At 67.3% G+C, this 15,617-nt stretch carries 14 protein-coding genes; 7 read left to right on the forward strand and 7 right to left on the reverse strand.

The genetic code is table 11. The annotated features are described in order from the left end of the window. Positions 1–27: 27 nt before the first annotated feature. Complete coding sequence (locus DCN14_RS31440; protein WP_096508448.1) at positions 28–1,059, forward strand: DUF3592 domain-containing protein; 1,032 nt, start codon at positions 28–30, stop codon at positions 1,057–1,059. 41 nt (positions 1,060–1,100) lie between these two features. On the opposite strand, the gene DCN14_RS31445 is transcribed toward DCN14_RS31440, so the two are convergent. Beyond that, a complete protein-coding gene (locus DCN14_RS31445; RefSeq protein ID WP_096508447.1) occupies positions 1,101–1,715 on the reverse strand; it encodes a CGNR zinc finger domain-containing protein in 615 nt (204 codons plus the stop codon). 81 nt (positions 1,716–1,796) lie between these two features. On the opposite strand from DCN14_RS31445, the gene DCN14_RS31450 reads away from it, so the two are divergent. After that, positions 1,797–2,612, forward strand: coding sequence for an alpha/beta fold hydrolase (locus DCN14_RS31450; RefSeq protein WP_096508468.1), 816 nt, complete (start codon positions 1,797–1,799; stop codon positions 2,610–2,612). A gap of 18 nt (positions 2,613–2,630) precedes the next feature. Here the strand turns inward: DCN14_RS31450 and DCN14_RS31455 are convergent, their stop codons facing one another. The 5 genes from DCN14_RS31455 to phnA form a co-directional block, all read right to left on the reverse strand. Beyond that, the gene (locus tag DCN14_RS31455; RefSeq protein ID WP_096508446.1) at positions 2,631–3,389 is read right to left on the reverse strand and encodes an amino acid ABC transporter ATP-binding protein; all 759 of its coding nucleotides are present in this window, start codon (positions 3,387–3,389) and stop codon (positions 2,631–2,633) included. After that, positions 3,386–4,066: an amino acid ABC transporter permease gene (locus DCN14_RS31460; RefSeq protein WP_096508445.1), complete on the reverse strand. Its 681-nt coding sequence runs from the start codon at positions 4,064–4,066 to the stop codon at positions 3,386–3,388. Before DCN14_RS31460 ends, DCN14_RS31455 begins: the two co-directional genes overlap by 4 nt. 14 nt (positions 4,067–4,080) lie before the next feature. After that, a complete protein-coding gene (locus DCN14_RS31465) occupies positions 4,081–4,863 on the reverse strand; it encodes an amino acid ABC transporter substrate-binding protein (protein ID WP_096508444.1) in 783 nt (260 codons plus the stop codon). Between the two features lie 192 nt (positions 4,864–5,055). Then, positions 5,056–6,510, reverse strand: coding sequence for a phosphonoacetaldehyde dehydrogenase (gene phnY / locus DCN14_RS31470; RefSeq protein WP_096508443.1), 1,455 nt, complete (start codon positions 6,508–6,510; stop codon positions 5,056–5,058). A gap of 28 nt (positions 6,511–6,538) precedes the next feature. Beyond that, complete coding sequence (phnA, locus tag DCN14_RS31475) at positions 6,539–7,777, reverse strand: phosphonoacetate hydrolase (RefSeq protein ID WP_096508442.1); 1,239 nt, start codon at positions 7,775–7,777, stop codon at positions 6,539–6,541. Between the two features lie 218 nt (positions 7,778–7,995). Between phnA and DCN14_RS31480 the strand changes: the two genes are divergently transcribed. The 5 genes from DCN14_RS31480 to DCN14_RS31500 all read left to right on the forward strand — a co-directional run bounded on the left by DCN14_RS31480 (position 7,996) and on the right by DCN14_RS31500 (position 14,676). Continuing rightward, positions 7,996–9,051, forward strand: coding sequence for a putative 2-aminoethylphosphonate ABC transporter substrate-binding protein (locus tag DCN14_RS31480; protein ID WP_096508441.1), 1,056 nt, complete (start codon positions 7,996–7,998; stop codon positions 9,049–9,051). A gap of 111 nt (positions 9,052–9,162) precedes the next feature. Beyond that, complete coding sequence (locus DCN14_RS31485; RefSeq protein ID WP_096508440.1) at positions 9,163–10,254, forward strand: putative 2-aminoethylphosphonate ABC transporter ATP-binding protein; 1,092 nt, start codon at positions 9,163–9,165, stop codon at positions 10,252–10,254. Further along, positions 10,251–11,978: a putative 2-aminoethylphosphonate ABC transporter permease subunit gene (locus DCN14_RS31490; protein ID WP_096508439.1), complete on the forward strand. Its 1,728-nt coding sequence runs from the start codon at positions 10,251–10,253 to the stop codon at positions 11,976–11,978. Before DCN14_RS31485 ends, DCN14_RS31490 begins: the two co-directional genes overlap by 4 nt. A gap of 48 nt (positions 11,979–12,026) precedes the next feature. Then, complete coding sequence (locus tag DCN14_RS31495; protein ID WP_096508438.1) at positions 12,027–13,157, forward strand: 2-aminoethylphosphonate--pyruvate transaminase; 1,131 nt, start codon at positions 12,027–12,029, stop codon at positions 13,155–13,157. A 130-nt stretch (positions 13,158–13,287) separates the two neighbouring features. Continuing rightward, positions 13,288–14,676, forward strand: a complete 1,389-nt coding sequence (locus DCN14_RS31500) for an FAD-dependent oxidoreductase (protein ID WP_096508437.1) — start codon at positions 13,288–13,290, stop codon at positions 14,674–14,676. Between the two features lie 91 nt (positions 14,677–14,767). On the opposite strand, the gene DCN14_RS31505 is transcribed toward DCN14_RS31500, so the two are convergent. Continuing rightward, positions 14,768–15,496 carry a phosphonate utilization associated transcriptional regulator gene (locus tag DCN14_RS31505; protein ID WP_096508436.1) on the reverse strand — a complete coding sequence of 243 codons (729 nt, stop codon included), beginning with the start codon at positions 15,494–15,496 and terminating at the stop codon, positions 14,768–14,770. Positions 15,497–15,617: the final 121 nt, after the last annotated feature.

Raw genomic sequence — 15,617 nt, forward strand, 5'->3', positions numbered from 1 at the left:
CCACATCGCTGCCGGCACTGAGAGAGCATGGGACGTCAAACATGGAATCATGTGAACGAGACCGGGCCATTCAGAGGGCATGGTCACGCCGGCGGCAGCGCGCAAGTCGACGCGCGTCGCCCATCCGACCGCATCCGGATCCGTCGCACAACACACGCAGCGAATCCGGTCATGCCGCGTAAGGACGCGTTCGTCGCGTTCGCACTCGGCGTTGCGCTGCTCGCGCTCGCAGCCGCGCTCGCCATCACGGCCAGCAGCACGGCCGGCCAGCTGGTTCGCACACCGGGCACGGTCGTACGCATCGTGCAGGACAGCGACGCGATGCGTGCGTACCGTCCGATCGTCGCCTACCTCTCGAACGACGGCCAGCGCCGCGAAGTCGCCGGCAATACCGCGTCGAGCGTCCCTGCGTACGACATCGGGGAAAGCGTCGACGTCCTGCTCGACCCCGCCCATCCCGAGCGCCCCGCCCTGATCGACGATTTCGCGCAACGCTGGTTTCCGGCTGCCGTGCCTGCGCTGCTCGCCGTCGTGTCGCTCTCGATCGGCGGCTTGCTGTACGTGAACGAGCGCCGCAACCGGCGATCCGGCGCACTGCCGCGCCGCGCTGCCGCCAAACCGGTGCGGCGCCGCTGGAACATCGCGGTCGTGCTGATCCCGATCGCGATCGGCACCGGCTTCCTGGCCGGTGCAGGCGCCGCGGGCCTGCGCCAGTGGCAGATCGCCCATCATTACGCACACTCGATCGGCCACGTCGTCGAGGTGGCCGGCACCGCACGCTCGTCGCGCCATTCGGCGATCGTCGCGTTCACGACCGACAGCGGCCGCCCGATCACGTTCACGCAAGGCCCGGCGTCATCGCCACGCTTGCATGAAGGCGACGCGGTCAACGTGCTGTACGACCCTGTCACGCCGGAGCGTGCGGTCGTCGACCAGTTCTGGGATCGCTGGCGCGTCGCGGGCATCCTGTTCGCGATCGGTGCGCCGCTCTTCGTTGCCGGGCTGTTCGCCGCCGCGAGGCTGTGGCCCGAACATCGGCTGCACCAAGTCGCCGAATGACGAATACGGAGCCGGGCCGGTCAAACCGCGCGGCGCCGGCTTCACCGCTCCCTGAACGCCTCCACCTTCGCGCGATTCCCGCACGTGCGCATGTCGCACCACCGTCGTCCGACGCCTCTGCCGCGATCGACGAAGAACCACGTACAGCGGCCGCATTGCCGAACGCGCGCGAGATCGTCGCTGCGCAGCAGATGCTCGAACCCGAGCGCCGCCGCATCCATCCAGCGCGACGCGGCACGCGCATCGGGCCGCCATGCGAAGCGGCCATCGACCGCGTCGAATGTGCTGCGCCCGATCGCATCGCGAATCGCCTCCGCGAGACGGTTCGCCGCTCGCGCGCCTGCGCTGCCGCCGTCGCCGGCCGTCAGATGCGCGAGCGCGGCATAAGCGTCCTCGCGAAAACCGTGCAACGCGGCGAGCTCGTCCACACCATCCTGCCGCGGATGACGCAGAAACCGCGTCAGGTCGGCCTCCGCCAGCAAGCCCGACTTCCCGGCCCACGCGCGCACGGCCGGCCAGTCGACGAACTTGTCGTCGTCACGCGTCTTGCCCGTGTCGGCCACCGTGTTCAGGAAGTCGAGCGCCGGATGGCCGCCGACGAAATCGGCCGTGCTCCATGCGTGCGCCTGTCGCTCAGGGTCGTATCGAGTAACCATTTATTTTCACCTATCGGTTTCACATCCAGGCAAACCGGCGTAACCTGTTAACAACCAAAACAGGTTAGCACGGAGATGCCGATGCTCGAATTGCCGAACCGCTTCGATTTCGAAGGCCACCGGATCGCATGGGGAACGCTCGGTGAAGGGCCGCCGCTGGTGCTCGTTCACGGCACGCCGTTTTCATCGCAGGTGTGGCGACGCATCGCCCCGTGGCTCGCGCGGCGCCATCGCGTGTTGTTCTACGACCTGCTCGGCTACGGCCAGTCGGACATGCCGGACGCGGACGTATCGCTCGGCCGGCAAAACGTGCTGTTCGGCGCGATGCTCGACGCATGGAACATCGTGCGCCCGCGCGTGCTCGCACACGACTACGGCGGGGCAACCGTGCTGCGTGCGCATTTCCTCGACGGCATTGCATATTCCGACCTGACGCTCGTGAACCCGGTCGCGATCGCGCCGCAAGGCTCGCCGTTCGTGCGGCACGTCGCGCAGCATGAAGCCGCGTTCGCCGGCCTGCCGGCCTATGCGCATCACGCACTCGTGTCGGCCTATATCGGCAATGCGGTCGCGCGGCCGTTGAGCGACGACGTGCTGTCGATCTACCGTTCGCCGTGGCTCACGCCCGCCGGCCAATCCGCGTTCTATCGGCAGATCGCGCAGATGCGCCAGCGCTACGTCGAGGAAGCCGAAGCCCGTTACGCGCGGCCGGACTTTCCGGTACGCATCGTGTGGGGCGAGGACGACGGCTGGATTCCGCTCGAACAGGGGCAGGCGCTCGCCGATCGCATCGCGGGCGGCAAGCTGATCCGCGTGCCGCGCGCGGGGCACCTCGTTCAGGAGGATGCGCCGGAAGCGATCATCGCGGCGGTGCTCGACGGGCACGCGCGCGGTTGAGCGCCGCCGCGCAGCACGTCAGAGGGCCGGCATGCCTTGCGCGAGCGTCGCGACGAACTTCGCGGTGCGCGGGTCGCGCGGCCGGCCGAACAGCTCGCGCGACGCGCCGGCTTCGACTACGCGGCCTTCCGCGAGAAACACCGCATCGTGCGCAACCGATGCGGCCAGACGCAGATCGTGCGTGGCCATCAGCATGGTCGTGCCTTCGCGCGCGAGCTGGCGCAGCACCTCGACGACTTCGACGGACAGCTCGGGATCGAGCGCCGACGTCGGCTCGTCGCACAGCAGCACCTGCGGCGACGGCGCGAGCGCACGCGCGATCGCGACGCGCTGCTGCTGCCCGCCCGACAAGGTCGCGGGCCACGCGTCGGCCTTGTCCGCAATGCCGACCTTGTCGAGCAACGCGAGCGCGCGTTCGCGTGCCTGCTCGCGCGGCCAGCGCTGCACGGTCACGAGCCCTTCCATCACGTTCTGCACGACGCTCAGGTGCGGAAACAGCTGGAAATTCTGGAACACCATGCCGGTCTGCCGGCGCACCGCGAACACGGCGTCGCGCGACGGCCGGTGCCCCGCCGTGAATTCGATGCGCGCGTCACCGACCGTGAGCGTGCCCGTCTCGGGCACTTCGAGCAGGTTCACGCAGCGCAGCAGCGTGCTCTTGCCGCTGCCGGACGGCCCGATCAGCGCCGTCACGCTGCCGGGCTGCAATGCGAGGTCGATCGCGCTCAGCACGCGATGCGCGCCGAACGACTTGTCGATGCGCTCGAGACGAATCATCGCAACTCCGCATGGAACAGCGCGTGACGGCCGAAACGGAGTTCGAGGCGACGTTGCAGCGTGGAGAGCACCGAGCTGAACAGCAGATAGATCAATGCGGCTTCGGTGTAGAGGATCAGCGGCTCGTAGGTCACGGCCGCGATGCGCTGCGCGGCCTGGAAGATTTCCGGCACGGTCAGCACGGCCGCGAGCGACGTGTCCTTCACGAGCGAGATGAACGAATTCGACAGCGCGGGCAGCGCGACGCGCGCGGCCTGCGGCAGGATCGCGCGACGCAGCGCCTGCGCGCGCGTCATCGCCATCGAATAGGCGGCTTCCCACTGCCCCTTCGGGATCGATTCGATCACGCCGCGAATCACCTCGGCGTTGTACGCACCGACGTTCAGCGAGAAGCCGATCACGGCGGCGGTCAAAGGATCGAGCACGATTCCGACATTCGGTAGTCCGTAGAAGATCACGAACAACTGCACGAGCAGCGGCGAACCGCGAAACAGCCAGATGTAGAAGCGTACGCCGGCCTGCGCCCAGCGCGGCCCGAACAGGCGCGCGAGCGCCGCACCGAACGCGAGCAGCAGGCCGATCGCGAACGACGCGAGCGTGAGCGGAACCGTGAACACGAGCCCCGCAACGAGCAGGGGCCGCAGCGATTCCGCCATCAGGTGCAGCCAGGCCGGCATCGTTCAGCCTCGCATCACGGCTGCGACACGTCGCGGCCGAAATACTTCTGCGAGATCTTCGCGTAGGTGCCGTCGGCCTTGATGTCGGCGAGCGCCTTGTCGATCGCGGCCACCAGCGCGGGGCTGCCCTTGCGCAGCAGCACGCCCGACGCATCGCCGGCGCCGGTCGTGTCGGTCGCCGCGATCTTCAGTTTCGCGTCGGGCTTGTGCTTGCGGAAATCGAGGTACGACAGCGAGTCGTTGATCGTCGCGTCGACGCGCCCCGAGCTCAGCAAATCGATCGATTCGTTGAAGCCCTGCACCGGCACCACGTCCGCACCGTGCGCGGCCGCGAGCTTGCCGAAGTTGCTCGTCAGCGTGTTCGCGGATTTCTTGCCCTTCAGGTCGTCGAACGAGCGGATCGACGTGTTGTCCGCGCGCACGATCAGCACCGCGTGCGACGTGATGTACGGCGTCGAGAAATCGTATTTCGCCTTGCGCGCGTCGGTGATCGACACTTCGTTGACGACCGCGTCGTAGCGGTTCACGTCGAGGCCCGCGATCAGCCCGTCCCACTTGCCTTCGACGAATTCGGGCTTCACGCCGAGCCGCTGCGCGATCGCGGTCGCGATGTCGACGTCGAAGCCGGTCAGCTTGCCCGTCGCATCGTGATACGTGAACGGCGCATACGTGCCTTCGGTGCCGACCCGGAACACGCCGGCCGACTTGATCTGCGACAGGTCGTCGGCGGCGAGCGCACTCGTGGCCGCGACGGCCTGCAGCATCGCGACGACCAGGATGGAGCGGAGGATTTTCATGATGCGGACCCCGAATGATTGAAGGGAGTGATCCCGCCGGCGCACGTGCGCCGTTCGAGAGGTCCGCGAATTCTACCGATGCTGGCAAGCCCGGCAAAAACGCAAATCGGCTAACGATATGAGCCGATCGAATAACGCCCGCACCGGCCGTGAAACCGGTGCGGGCGCGAATGTCCGCACATTACGTGCGACTTACCACGGCAGCGAATAGGTCTTCGTATTCGTGAAGCTCTTCATCGCTTCCTGCACGCCTTCCTTGTAGCCGAGACCCGAATCCTTCACGCCGCCGAACGGCGTCAGTTCGAGCCGGTAGCCCGGCACCTCGCGCACGTTCACGCTGCCGACTTCGAGCTCCGTGATGAAGCGCGTGATGCTGTCGAAGCGGTTCGTGCAGACCGACGACGACAACGCATAGTCGGTGCTGTTCGACATCCGGATCGCCTCGTCGATGTCGCGAAAGCGCATGATCGGCGACACGGGCCCGAACGTCTCGTACTTCACGAGCGGCATGTCGGGCGTCACGCGATCGACGACCGTCGGCGAATACAGCGCGCCGTCGCGCACGTTGCCGACCAGCAGGCGCGCGCCGCGCGAAATCGCGTCGTTCACCTGCTGCTCGCAGAACTTCGCGGCCGCTTCGTCGATCACCGTGCCCATGTCGACCGATGGATCGGCCGGGTTGCCGTACGCCCACGCGCGGGTCTTCTCGACCACCAGCTCGGTGAAGCGATCGGCCACCGCCTCGTGCACGAGCATCCGCTTGATCGCGGTGCAGCGCTGCCCCGAGTTCTTGTACGAGCCCGACACCGCGAGCGTGCTCGCCTCGTCGAGGTCGGCATCCTCCATCACGATGATCGGGTCGTTGCCGCCGAGCTCGAGCACCGCGCGCCGGTAGCCCATCCGCGACGCGATCGATTTGCCGATCGACACGCCGCCGGTGAACGTGATCAGGTCGATCGCCGGGTTCGTGATCAGTTCGTCCGCGATGTCCTTCGGGTCGCCGGTCAGCACCTGCAGCATCTGCGGCGGCAGGCCCGCTTCGTACAGGATGTCCGCGAACAGGTAGCACGACAGCGGCACCTTCTCCGACGGCTTCACGACGATCCGGTTGTTGGTGGCGACCGACGGCACGACCTTGTGCGCGACCTGGTTCATCGGATGATTGAACGGCGTGATCGCGGAAATCACGCCGAGCAGCGGCTCGCGCTGCGTGTACACGCGGCGCTTCTTGCCGTGCGGCGTCAGATCGCACGAGAAGATCTGCCCGTCGTCCTTCAGCACTTCGCCCGCGCCGAACGTGAGCACGTCGGCGACGCGCCCCGCTTCATACGTCGAATCCTTGATGCACAGCCCGGCTTCGGCCGTGATCAGCTCGGCGATCTCGGCGGTGCGGGCACGCACGATGTCGGCCGCACGACGCAGGATCGCCGCCCGCTCGTGGCGCGTGAGCGACGACCGGTACGCGCGGGCGACCGCGAATGCGCGCCGCACGTCGTCGAGCGTCGCCTTCGGCACGGTGCCGACGAGCGAGCCGTCGTACGGGTTTCGTACCTCGATCACCGCGTCGCGATGGATCCGTTCACCATCGATTCGCAGTGCTTCACGATGAAGCGCGTGGACATCCGTCGATGCTGCAATGGCGTTCATGAGTATCTCCCTGGCGGATACGTGCGTATCACTGCAGATGGTTGAGCGCGATGTCGATGATGTCGAAGTTGCGCAGCCGCGCGCGGCCCGAAACGTCGGTCGCGACCGGCTTGCTGAAGATCAGCGGCACGATCTGCTCGGAGATCCCGCCGTGCGAGCGCAGCGGCACGTCGAGGCCGGACAGGTCGTGCTTGATGCGGCGCGTGCCGAGCACGACGTCCTGCTTCGAGATCACGATCAGGTCGCCCATCCGCGCCGGCGGCAGCTCGAACCGCGCGCAGCCTTCGGCGCCCGTCAGCACGACCTCGATGCCGTCCACCGCGGCGAGTCGCGCGCGCAGCGCGTCGGCATCGGCGGAATCCGGCACGTAGACGGTCGCGAACGAGCCGAGCGCGCCGTGGTGCACGACGTACGGATCGGTGATCGGCAGGATCACGCGCGCCGCATCGTGGCCGAGCCACTCGTCGAACAGCTCCTGCAGGTAGATCACGTTCGGCTCGCCGGTCTCGCCGTCGTGCTTCGCGTTCATCCCGTGGTCGGCCGTGATCGCGACGATCGCGCCGAGTTCGTCGAGCCGCTTCAGATACGTGTCCATCATCTGGTAGAACGCGTTCGCGCCGTCCGTGCCGGGTGCGCACTTGTGCTGCACGTAGTCGGTGGTCGACAGGTACATCAGGTCGATCGGGCGCGTCTCGAGCAGGCGCACGCCGGCCGCGAACACGAATTCCGACAGGTCCGCGCTGTACACGCTCGGCACCGGCTTGCCGACCAGTTCGAGCACGTTGTCGATGCCGTTTTCCTCGATGCTCGCCTCGTCGGCCTTTTCCGACGAGAAGCAGATGCCCTTGAGCCCCTTGCCGAGCAGGCGCCGCAGCTTGTCCTTCGCGGTGACGACCGCGACGCGCGCGCCCTGTTCGGCGAAGGTCGCGAGCACGGTGGGCGCGACGAGGTACTTCGGATCGTTCATCAGCACCTCGGCGCCGGTGTCGCGATCGTAGAAGTAGTTGCCGCTGATCCCGTGGATCGCCGGCGGCACGCCGGTCACGATCGACAGGTTGTTCGGGTTCGTGAAGCTCGGCACCACGCACTCGCCCTTGAGCGCCGTGCCCGGCTTCAGCAGCGTGCGCAGGAACGGCGCCACGCCGGCCTCGGCCGCCATCTCGAGATATTCATAGGCGCAGCCGTCGACGCAGACGACCACCACGGGGCGGCTCATCCAGTTGTAGCGGCGGCCGTTCACTTCCACGGATACAGGCGTTTCAGTCATGACGTTCAGTCCTTTCGGTTCGAAGGGGGTTGAGCTGTCGGCGCCCGCGCCGCGCCGAGGAGGTGTTTTCCATGCTTGACATTAAAATGGATGATTTGTAGATTGTCAACAACATGCAGAGAACAGAAAGCAAAATACGAAAACACGAGGAAGCACGAAGAGGGCTGGTCTCTACTCATCCGCCGCTCGCCGCGGCGCCACAGTCAAGGGGTCTGAAGATGAACGAAGTGCCGGTACACAAGCGTTTGAATGGATGGGCGACGGGCGTGGCCCGTCTCGCGCTGGCCGCCGCAGTCGCGCTGGGCGCGGCGCAGGCGGCCCACGCGAAGACGTCGCTGCTCGTCTACACCGCGCTGGAAGACGAGGCGATGAAGCCCTACAAGGACGCGTTCGAGAAGGCGAACCCCGACATCGAGATCCGCTGGGTGCGCGACTCGACCGGCTCGGTCACCGCGAAACTCCTCGCCGAAAAGAACAACCCGCGCGCGGACGTCGTGCTCGGTCTCGCCGCATCGAGCCTCACGCTGCTCGACCTGCAGGGGATGCTGATGCCGTACGCGCCGAAGGGCTTCGACCAGCTCACGCGCAAGTACAGCGACGCGAACACGCCGCCGCGCTGGGTCGGCATGGACGTGTGGGGCGCGACGATCTGCTACAACCGCGTCGCCGCGCAGGCGAAGAACATTCCGAAGCCGACGTCGTGGGAAGACCTGACGAAGCCGATCTACAAGGGCGCGATCGTGATGCCGAGCCCGGTGTCGTCGGGCACCGGCTATCTCGACGTCACGGCGTGGCTGCAGACCTTCGGCGACGACCGTGGCTGGAAATTCATGGACGCGCTCGACAAGAACGTCGCGCAGTACGTGCATTCGGGCTCGAAGCCGTGCACGCTCGCCGGCACCGGCGAATTCCCGATCGGCATCTCGTTCGAATTCCGCGGCCACGAGCTGCAGGCGCAGGGCGCGCCGATCGACCTGGTGTTCCCGAAGGAAGGGCTCGGCTGGGACATGGAAGGCACGGCGATCATGAAGACGACCAAGCAGCCGGACGCCGCGAAGAAGCTGGCCGACTTCATGGCGAGCAAGGAAGCGAACGAGATCACCGCGCGCTGGTGGGCGATCGTCGCGTACCCGGGCGTCGCGCGCAAACTCTCGGGCATCCCCGACAACTATGCGGACCTGCTCGTGAAGAACGACTTCGTGTGGTCCGCGAAGAACCGCCTGTCGATTCTCGACACCTGGCAGAAGCGCTACGGGGCGAAGACGCAGCAATGACCCGGCAGTAACGCCGCACCCAGCAGCGGGGCCGCGTCACGCGCCGCCCCGCATCTGTTCCCATCGTCGTATCCGGCCCGCTGGCGGGCCGCCCGCAGCGTGGAGGCGTGCATGGCACCCTATCTGAGCGTAGAACGCATCGAAAAGCGGTACAACGACACACAAGTCCTCACCGACATCAACCTGAGCGTGATGAAGGGCGAGATGATCTGCTTCCTGGGGCCGTCCGGCTGCGGGAAAACCACGCTGCTGCGGATCATCGCGGGGCTCGAGGCGCAAAACGCCGGCCACATCATGCAGGACGGCCGCGACATCTCGCGGCTGCCGCCGCAACTGCGCGACTACGGGATCGTGTTCCAGTCGTACGCGCTGTTTCCGAACCTCACCGTCTACGACAACGTCGCGTACGGGCTGGTGAACCGCAAGATGAAGCGCGAGGTGATCCACGAGCGCGTGCATACGCTGCTCGCGCTGGTCGGCCTGCCCGACAGCCATCGCAAGCATCCAGGGCAGTTGTCCGGCGGCCAGCAGCAGCGCATCGCGCTCGCGCGCGCCCTAGCGACGTCGCCCGGCCTGCTGCTGCTCGACGAACCGCTGTCGGCGCTCGACGCACGCGTGCGCGTGCGGCTGCGCCAGGAGATCCGCGCGCTGCAGCAGCGGCTCGGCGTGACGACGATCATGGTCACGCACGACCAGGAAGAAGCGCTGTCGATGGCCGACCGCATCGTCGTGATGAATCACGGCGTGATCGAGCAGATCGGCACGCCGCTCGAAATCTACCGGCAGCCCGCGTCGCCGTTCGTCGCGGACTTCATCGGCCGCGTCAACACGATTCCCGCCGAAGTCGCGCAGGACGGCACGCTGCGCGCCGGCGGCGTCGGCTTCGACTGCCGGCCCTGCGCCACCCGGCCGGCGCAGGGCGCGGCCGTGTCGGTCTATGTGCGCCCCGAGGACCTGCGCATCCGCATTCCTGGCGAGACGCCCGACAACGTGCTGGCCGGCCGCGTCGAGAAGCTCGAATTCCTCGGCGCGTTCTGCCGCGTGAGCTTCAAGATCGACGGGCTCGACGGCCAGGAGATCGTCGCCGACCTGTCGTATCACGACGTCGATCGCACCGGCGTGCAGGCCGGCGCGCGGGTCGACCTCGCACTCGACCGAGAGCATGTGCGCGTGTTTCCGAGCGCGAAGGAGCGACTGCAATGAGCACCGTCCTCACCGAACGCCGCCGCGGCGCGGCCGCCCCCGCCGACGTGCGGCAGATCACGCACTGGCACGACCGCGTCGCACAGCTCGCGCTCGTCGCGATGGCCGCGCTGATGTCGCTGTTCCTGCTGCTGCCGCTCGCGCTCGTCGTGCAGAAATGCTTCGTCGATGCGGACGGGCACTTCGTCGGCGCGCACAACTTCATCGAGTATCTCGAGGACAGCGGCGTGCTGCGCTCGATGCTGCATTCGCTGACGGTCGGCACGCTCGTCACGGCGATCGTCGTGCCGATGGCGTTCACGTTCGCGTATGCGCTGACGCGCTCGTGCATGCCGCTGAAGAACGCCGCCCGCACGATCGCGCTGCTGCCGCTGCTCGCACCGACGCTGCTGTCCGCCGTATCGTTCATCTACTGGTTCGGCAACGCGGGGCTGCTCAAACCGCTGCTGCACGGCCATTCGATCTACGGGCTGCCGGGCATCGTCGCGAGCATGGTGTACGCATCGTTCCCGCACGTGCTGATGATCCTCGTCACCGCGCTGTCGCTCGCGGACGGCCGGCTCTACGAGGCCGCCGACGCGATGGGCACGCGCCGCACGCGCAAGTTCTTCACGATCACGCTGCCCGGCGCGAAGTACGGGCTGATCAGCGCGACGATGGTCGCGTTCACGATGTGCATCAACGACTTCGGCGTGCCGGTGGTGATCGGCGGTTCGTACAACGTGCTGTCGACCGACATCTACAAGCTGATCATCGGGCTGCAGGACTTCAACCGCAGCGCGGTCGTGAGCCTGATGCTGCTGTGCCCGGCGCTCGTCGCGTTCGGCGTCGACTACTTCATCCGCCGCCGCCAGCAGTCGCAGCTCGGCGCGCGCTCGACGCCGTACCAGCCGAAGCCGTCGCGCGGCTTCGACGCCGCGATGCTCGCGTACTGCGCGCTGGTGTGCGCGTTCTTCATCGCGGTGGTCGGCATCTCGGTGTTCGCGTCGTTCGTGAAGTTCTGGCCGTACCAGATGAGCCTCGGGCTGCAGCACTACAAGATGGGGCTGATCGGCGCCGGCATCTTCGACGCGTACAAGAACAGCCTGCGGATGGCGGCGACCGTCGCGCTCGGCGGCACGATCGTCGTGTTCGGCGGCGCCTACCTGATCGAGAAAACGCGCGGCGCGCGCTGGCTGCGCGGCTTCATCAGCCTGTGCGCGATCCTGCCGATGGGCGTGCCCGGCCTCGTGCTCGGCATCAGCTACATCTTCCTGTTCAACGCGCCCGGCAATCCGCTGAACGGGCTGTACGGGACGCTGTGGCTGCTCGCGATCGTCACGGTCGTCCACTACTACGCGTCGAGCCACCTGACGGCCGTCACGGCGCTGCGGCAGATCGATAGCGAGTTCGAGGCCGTGTCGGCGTCGCTGAAGGTGCCGTTCTACAAGACCTTCGTGCGCGTGACCGTGCCCGTGTGCCTGCCCGCGATCCTGCTGATCGCGCGCTACCTGTTCGTCAACGGGATGACGACGGTCTCCGCCGTCGCGTTCCTGTACTCGCCGGACACGCAGCCCGCGTCCGTCGCGATCCTGAACCTCGACGACGCGGGCCAGATGGGCCCGGCCGCCGCGATGGCGACGCTCGTGCTCGCGACCTCGTCGTTCGCGTGCGTGCTGTTCGCCTGCATCTCGCACCGTCTGTTGCGCCGCACGCAGGCCTGGCGCAATCCGCATCGCCATTGATCCCTTAGCCGCATTCACGTGACGTCCCGACTTCATCAAGGAGACACCATGACGCTCGCCACCCAGCCCATCCTGCTCACCCCCGGCCCCCTGACGACCTCGGACCGCACGCGCGACGCGATGCTGCGCGACTGGGGATCGTGGGACAGCGACTTCAACGCGATCACCGCGCGGCTGCGCGAACGGCTGCTGCAGATCGTGCACGGCGAAGGCACGCACGAATGCGTGCCGCTGCAAGGCAGCGGCACGTTCTCGGTCGAAGCGGCGATCGGCACGCTCGTGCCGCGCGACGGCCACTTGCTGGTGCCGAACAACGGCGCCTACTGCGCGCGCCTCGCGAAGATCTGCCGCGTGCTCGGCCGCAAGCTCACGACGATCGACTACAGCGAGGAGCGCCGCGTCGATCCGGCCGACGTCGAGCGCGCGCTCGCCGCCGATCCGACCATCACGCACGTCGCGCTCGTGCACTGCGAAACCGGCGCGGGCGTGCTGAACCCGCTGCACGACGTCGCGAAGGTCGTCGAGCAGCACGGCCGCGGGCTGATCGTCGACGCGATGAGTTCGTTCGGCGCGATCGACATCGACGCGCGCACGACGCCGTTCGATGCGGTGATCGCCGCATCCGGCAAATGCCTCGAAGGCGTGCCGGGGCTCGGCTTCGTGATCGCGAAGCGCAGCACGCTCGAGCGTTGCGAAGGCAACAGCCACTCGCTCGCGATGGACCTGTACGACCAGTGGGTCTACATGCAGCGCACGACCCAGTGGCGCTTCACGCCGCCGACGCACGTGGTCGCGGCGCTCGATGCGGCCGTCGCGCAATACGTCGACGAAGGCGGGCTCGCCGCGCGCGGCGGCCGCTACCAGCGCAATTACCGCGCGCTGATCGACGGGATGCTCGCGCTCGGCTTCCGGCCCTTCCTCGATCCGGCGATCCAGGCGCCGATCATCGTCACGTTCCACGCGCCGGACGATCCGAACTACGACTTCAAGCGCTTTTATCAGGAGGTCAAAAAGCGCGGCTACATTCTGTATCCGGGCAAGCTGACCGAAGTCGACACGTTCCGCGTCGGCTGCATCGGCCACTTCGGTGAAGCCGGCATTCCGGGCGCGGTCGCCGCGATCGCCGACACGCTGAAGGCGATGGGCGTGCGCCGCATCTCCGCCGAAGCAGCCGCCTGAACGCGCTGTCCCGGGCCGCACGGCGGCGCACGGCTTCCCGCCGCGCGTCGCCGTGCGGCGGTTTCGCTTTGGTTTTCTCCCGCCGTGCGCGGCACGGTGGACCTCTGGACCTCTACTGGCACGACACCCGATGCGACCCTTCTGGATCGAACAGGCCCTGTTCAACGATGGCGATCTCGCCCCCGCGCTGCAGGGCGCAACGCAGGCCGACGTCTGTATCGTCGGCGGCGGCTTCACGGGGCTCTGGACCGCGATCCAGGCCAAGCAGCAGAACCCGGCGCTCGACATCGCGATACTCGAGGCCGACCTGTGCGGCGCCGGCGCGAGCGGGCGCAACGGCGGGTGCCTGCTCACGTGGTCCGCGAAATTCCTGACGCTGCGGCGGCTGTTCGGCGAAGCGGAAGCGATCCGGCTCGTGAAGGCGTCGGAAGCGGCCGTCCAGCACATCGCCGACTTCTGCCGGGCGCACGGCATCGATGCCGAGCTGCGGCTCGACGGCACGCTGTACACCGCCACGTCCCGCGCGCAGATCGGCACGCTCGCGCCGGTGCTCGACGCGCTCGCCGCGTGCGGGATCCACAGCTACGCGCCGCTGCCGGCCGCCGAAGTCGCGCGCCGCTCGGGTTCCGCGCGCAATCTCGACGGCGTGTACTCGCCGATCGCCGCGACCGTGCATCCGGGCAAGCTCGTGCGCGGGCTGCGCCGCGTCGCGCTCGCGATGGGGATCCGGATCTACGAGCGCTCGCCGTTCGTCGACTTCACGCCGGGACAGCCGGCCGTCGTACGCACGCCGTCGGGCAGCGTGCGCGCGGGCAAGCTGGTCTTCGCGATCAACGCGTGGATGGCGAGCCGCTTCCCGCAGTTCGAGCGCACGATAGCGGTGGTGTCGAGCGACATGGTCATCACCGAGAAATGCCCGGCGCTGCTCGAGCAGACCGGGCTCGTGGACGGCGTGTCGGTGCTCGATTCGCGGATCTTCGTCTACTACTACCGCACGACCGCCGACGGCCGGCTGATGCTCGGCAAGGGCGGCAACACGTTCTCGTGGCGCAGCCGCATCGCGCCCGTGTTCGACCAGCGCTCGCCGTACGAGGCGCAGCTCACGCGGAGCCTGCGCGAATTCTTCCCGTCGCTCGCGGGCGTGCCGGTCACCGCGAGCTGGAACGGCCCGTCAGACCGCTCGGTAACGGGCTTCCCGTTCTTCGGCCGCCTCGACGATGCGCCGAACGTGTTCTACGGCTTCGGCTATTCGGGCAACGGCGTCGGGCCGACCTACATGGGCGGGCAGATTCTGTCGTCGCTGGTGCTCGGCCTCGACAACGCGTGGACGCGCAGCCCGATCGTGCGCGGCCCGCTTGGGGCTTTCCCGCCTGAGCCGATTCGCTATGTCGGCGCGCACGTCGTGCGCAACGCGATCCGCCGCAAGGAACGCGCGGAGGACGAGAGCCGGCAGCCGGCGAGGGTCGACACGTGGCTCGCGAAGTTTGCGAGTGCGGCGGGGAAGGCTGACAAGGCGTGACAATACGCTGATGCGATGACGTGACGCTCAATGAAAATGGGACGCCAAGAAGCGTCCCTTTGCTTTTGATGCAGCGGCCCGCGCGGCCGCTTTACACGCGCGCGACTTTCTCCCGCGCCGCCTTGCCCGTCGCGGGCAGCCCCTGTTCGTGCGTGCGGCGCATCCGCGCGAGCCCATGCGCGACGTGCTCGCGCACAAGCGCAACCGCCTTCTCCTCGTCGCCGCCGGCGAGCGCCTGCACGATCTTGTCGTGCTCGGCCGCCGACACCGCGATCGCATCCTCCTCGGCTTCGATCGCGGCCTGGCGCAGCAGCCCGAGCTGGCGCACGAGCCGGCGATAGGTATCAGTGAGGTGCGTATTGCCGACGCCCACCACCATCGCATCGTGGAACTGCACGTTCAGCTCGGTATAGCGCGTGACGTCATGCGTCTTCGCGGCATCCTTCATCGACTGGATGATGCCCTTCAGCACCTTCAGCGTATCGGGCGAAATGCGCTTCGCAAGCGCGCGCGCGACCGATTCGTCGAGCATCGCGCGCACTTCGTAGATCTCCTCGGCTTCGCGCAACGGCACGATGCGCACCGTCACGCCACGGTTCTTCTCGTTGCGCAGCAGCCCGGCCTGCTCGAGCGCGCGGAATGCCTCGCGCACGGGGCCGCGCGACACGTTCAGCTTGGTCGCGATATCGACTTCATTGAGTTTCTCGCCGGGTGCGTATTCGCCGGACACGATCGCGCGCTCGAGCATGTCCTGGACAATCATCGCGAGCGACTGGCTTTGCAGGAGTTCGATGGCGTTGAGCGCGTTCGGGGCAGTCATGGTCGGCAGGCAGCAAAGCTGCGAATGAAAACGAGGGCGCCATATCGGCGAATGATCCCTGTATACCCTCGCCCCGACATATTGTCAACAGTTTTCAGTTTCCAAAAACCAATCCCGCGTG

The sequence above is a fragment of the Burkholderia sp. IDO3 genome (genome assembly GCF_003366075.1).
GTDB lineage: Bacteria > Pseudomonadota > Gammaproteobacteria > Burkholderiales > Burkholderiaceae > Burkholderia > Burkholderia anthina.

Coding starts and splice junctions, on each gene's coding strand:
- DCN14_RS31440 (WP_096508448.1), top strand. CDS start 28: ATGGGACGTCAAACATGGAATCATGTGAACGAGACCGGGCCATTCAGA.
- DCN14_RS31445 (WP_096508447.1), bottom strand. CDS start 1,715: ATGGTTACTCGATACGACCCTGAGCGACAGGCGCACGCATGGAGCACG.
- DCN14_RS31450 (WP_096508468.1), top strand. CDS start 1,797: ATGCTCGAATTGCCGAACCGCTTCGATTTCGAAGGCCACCGGATCGCA.
- DCN14_RS31455 (WP_096508446.1), bottom strand. CDS start 3,389: ATGATTCGTCTCGAGCGCATCGACAAGTCGTTCGGCGCGCATCGCGTG.
- DCN14_RS31460 (WP_096508445.1), bottom strand. CDS start 4,066: ATGCCGGCCTGGCTGCACCTGATGGCGGAATCGCTGCGGCCCCTGCTC.
- DCN14_RS31465 (WP_096508444.1), bottom strand. CDS start 4,863: ATGAAAATCCTCCGCTCCATCCTGGTCGTCGCGATGCTGCAGGCCGTC.
- phnY (WP_096508443.1), bottom strand. CDS start 6,510: ATGAACGCCATTGCAGCATCGACGGATGTCCACGCGCTTCATCGTGAA.
- phnA (WP_096508442.1), bottom strand. CDS start 7,777: ATGACTGAAACGCCTGTATCCGTGGAAGTGAACGGCCGCCGCTACAAC.
- DCN14_RS31480 (WP_096508441.1), top strand. CDS start 7,996: ATGAACGAAGTGCCGGTACACAAGCGTTTGAATGGATGGGCGACGGGC.
- DCN14_RS31485 (WP_096508440.1), top strand. CDS start 9,163: ATGGCACCCTATCTGAGCGTAGAACGCATCGAAAAGCGGTACAACGAC.
- DCN14_RS31490 (WP_096508439.1), top strand. CDS start 10,251: ATGAGCACCGTCCTCACCGAACGCCGCCGCGGCGCGGCCGCCCCCGCC.
- DCN14_RS31495 (WP_096508438.1), top strand. CDS start 12,027: ATGACGCTCGCCACCCAGCCCATCCTGCTCACCCCCGGCCCCCTGACG.
- DCN14_RS31500 (WP_096508437.1), top strand. CDS start 13,288: ATGCGACCCTTCTGGATCGAACAGGCCCTGTTCAACGATGGCGATCTC.
- DCN14_RS31505 (WP_096508436.1), bottom strand. CDS start 15,496: ATGACTGCCCCGAACGCGCTCAACGCCATCGAACTCCTGCAAAGCCAG.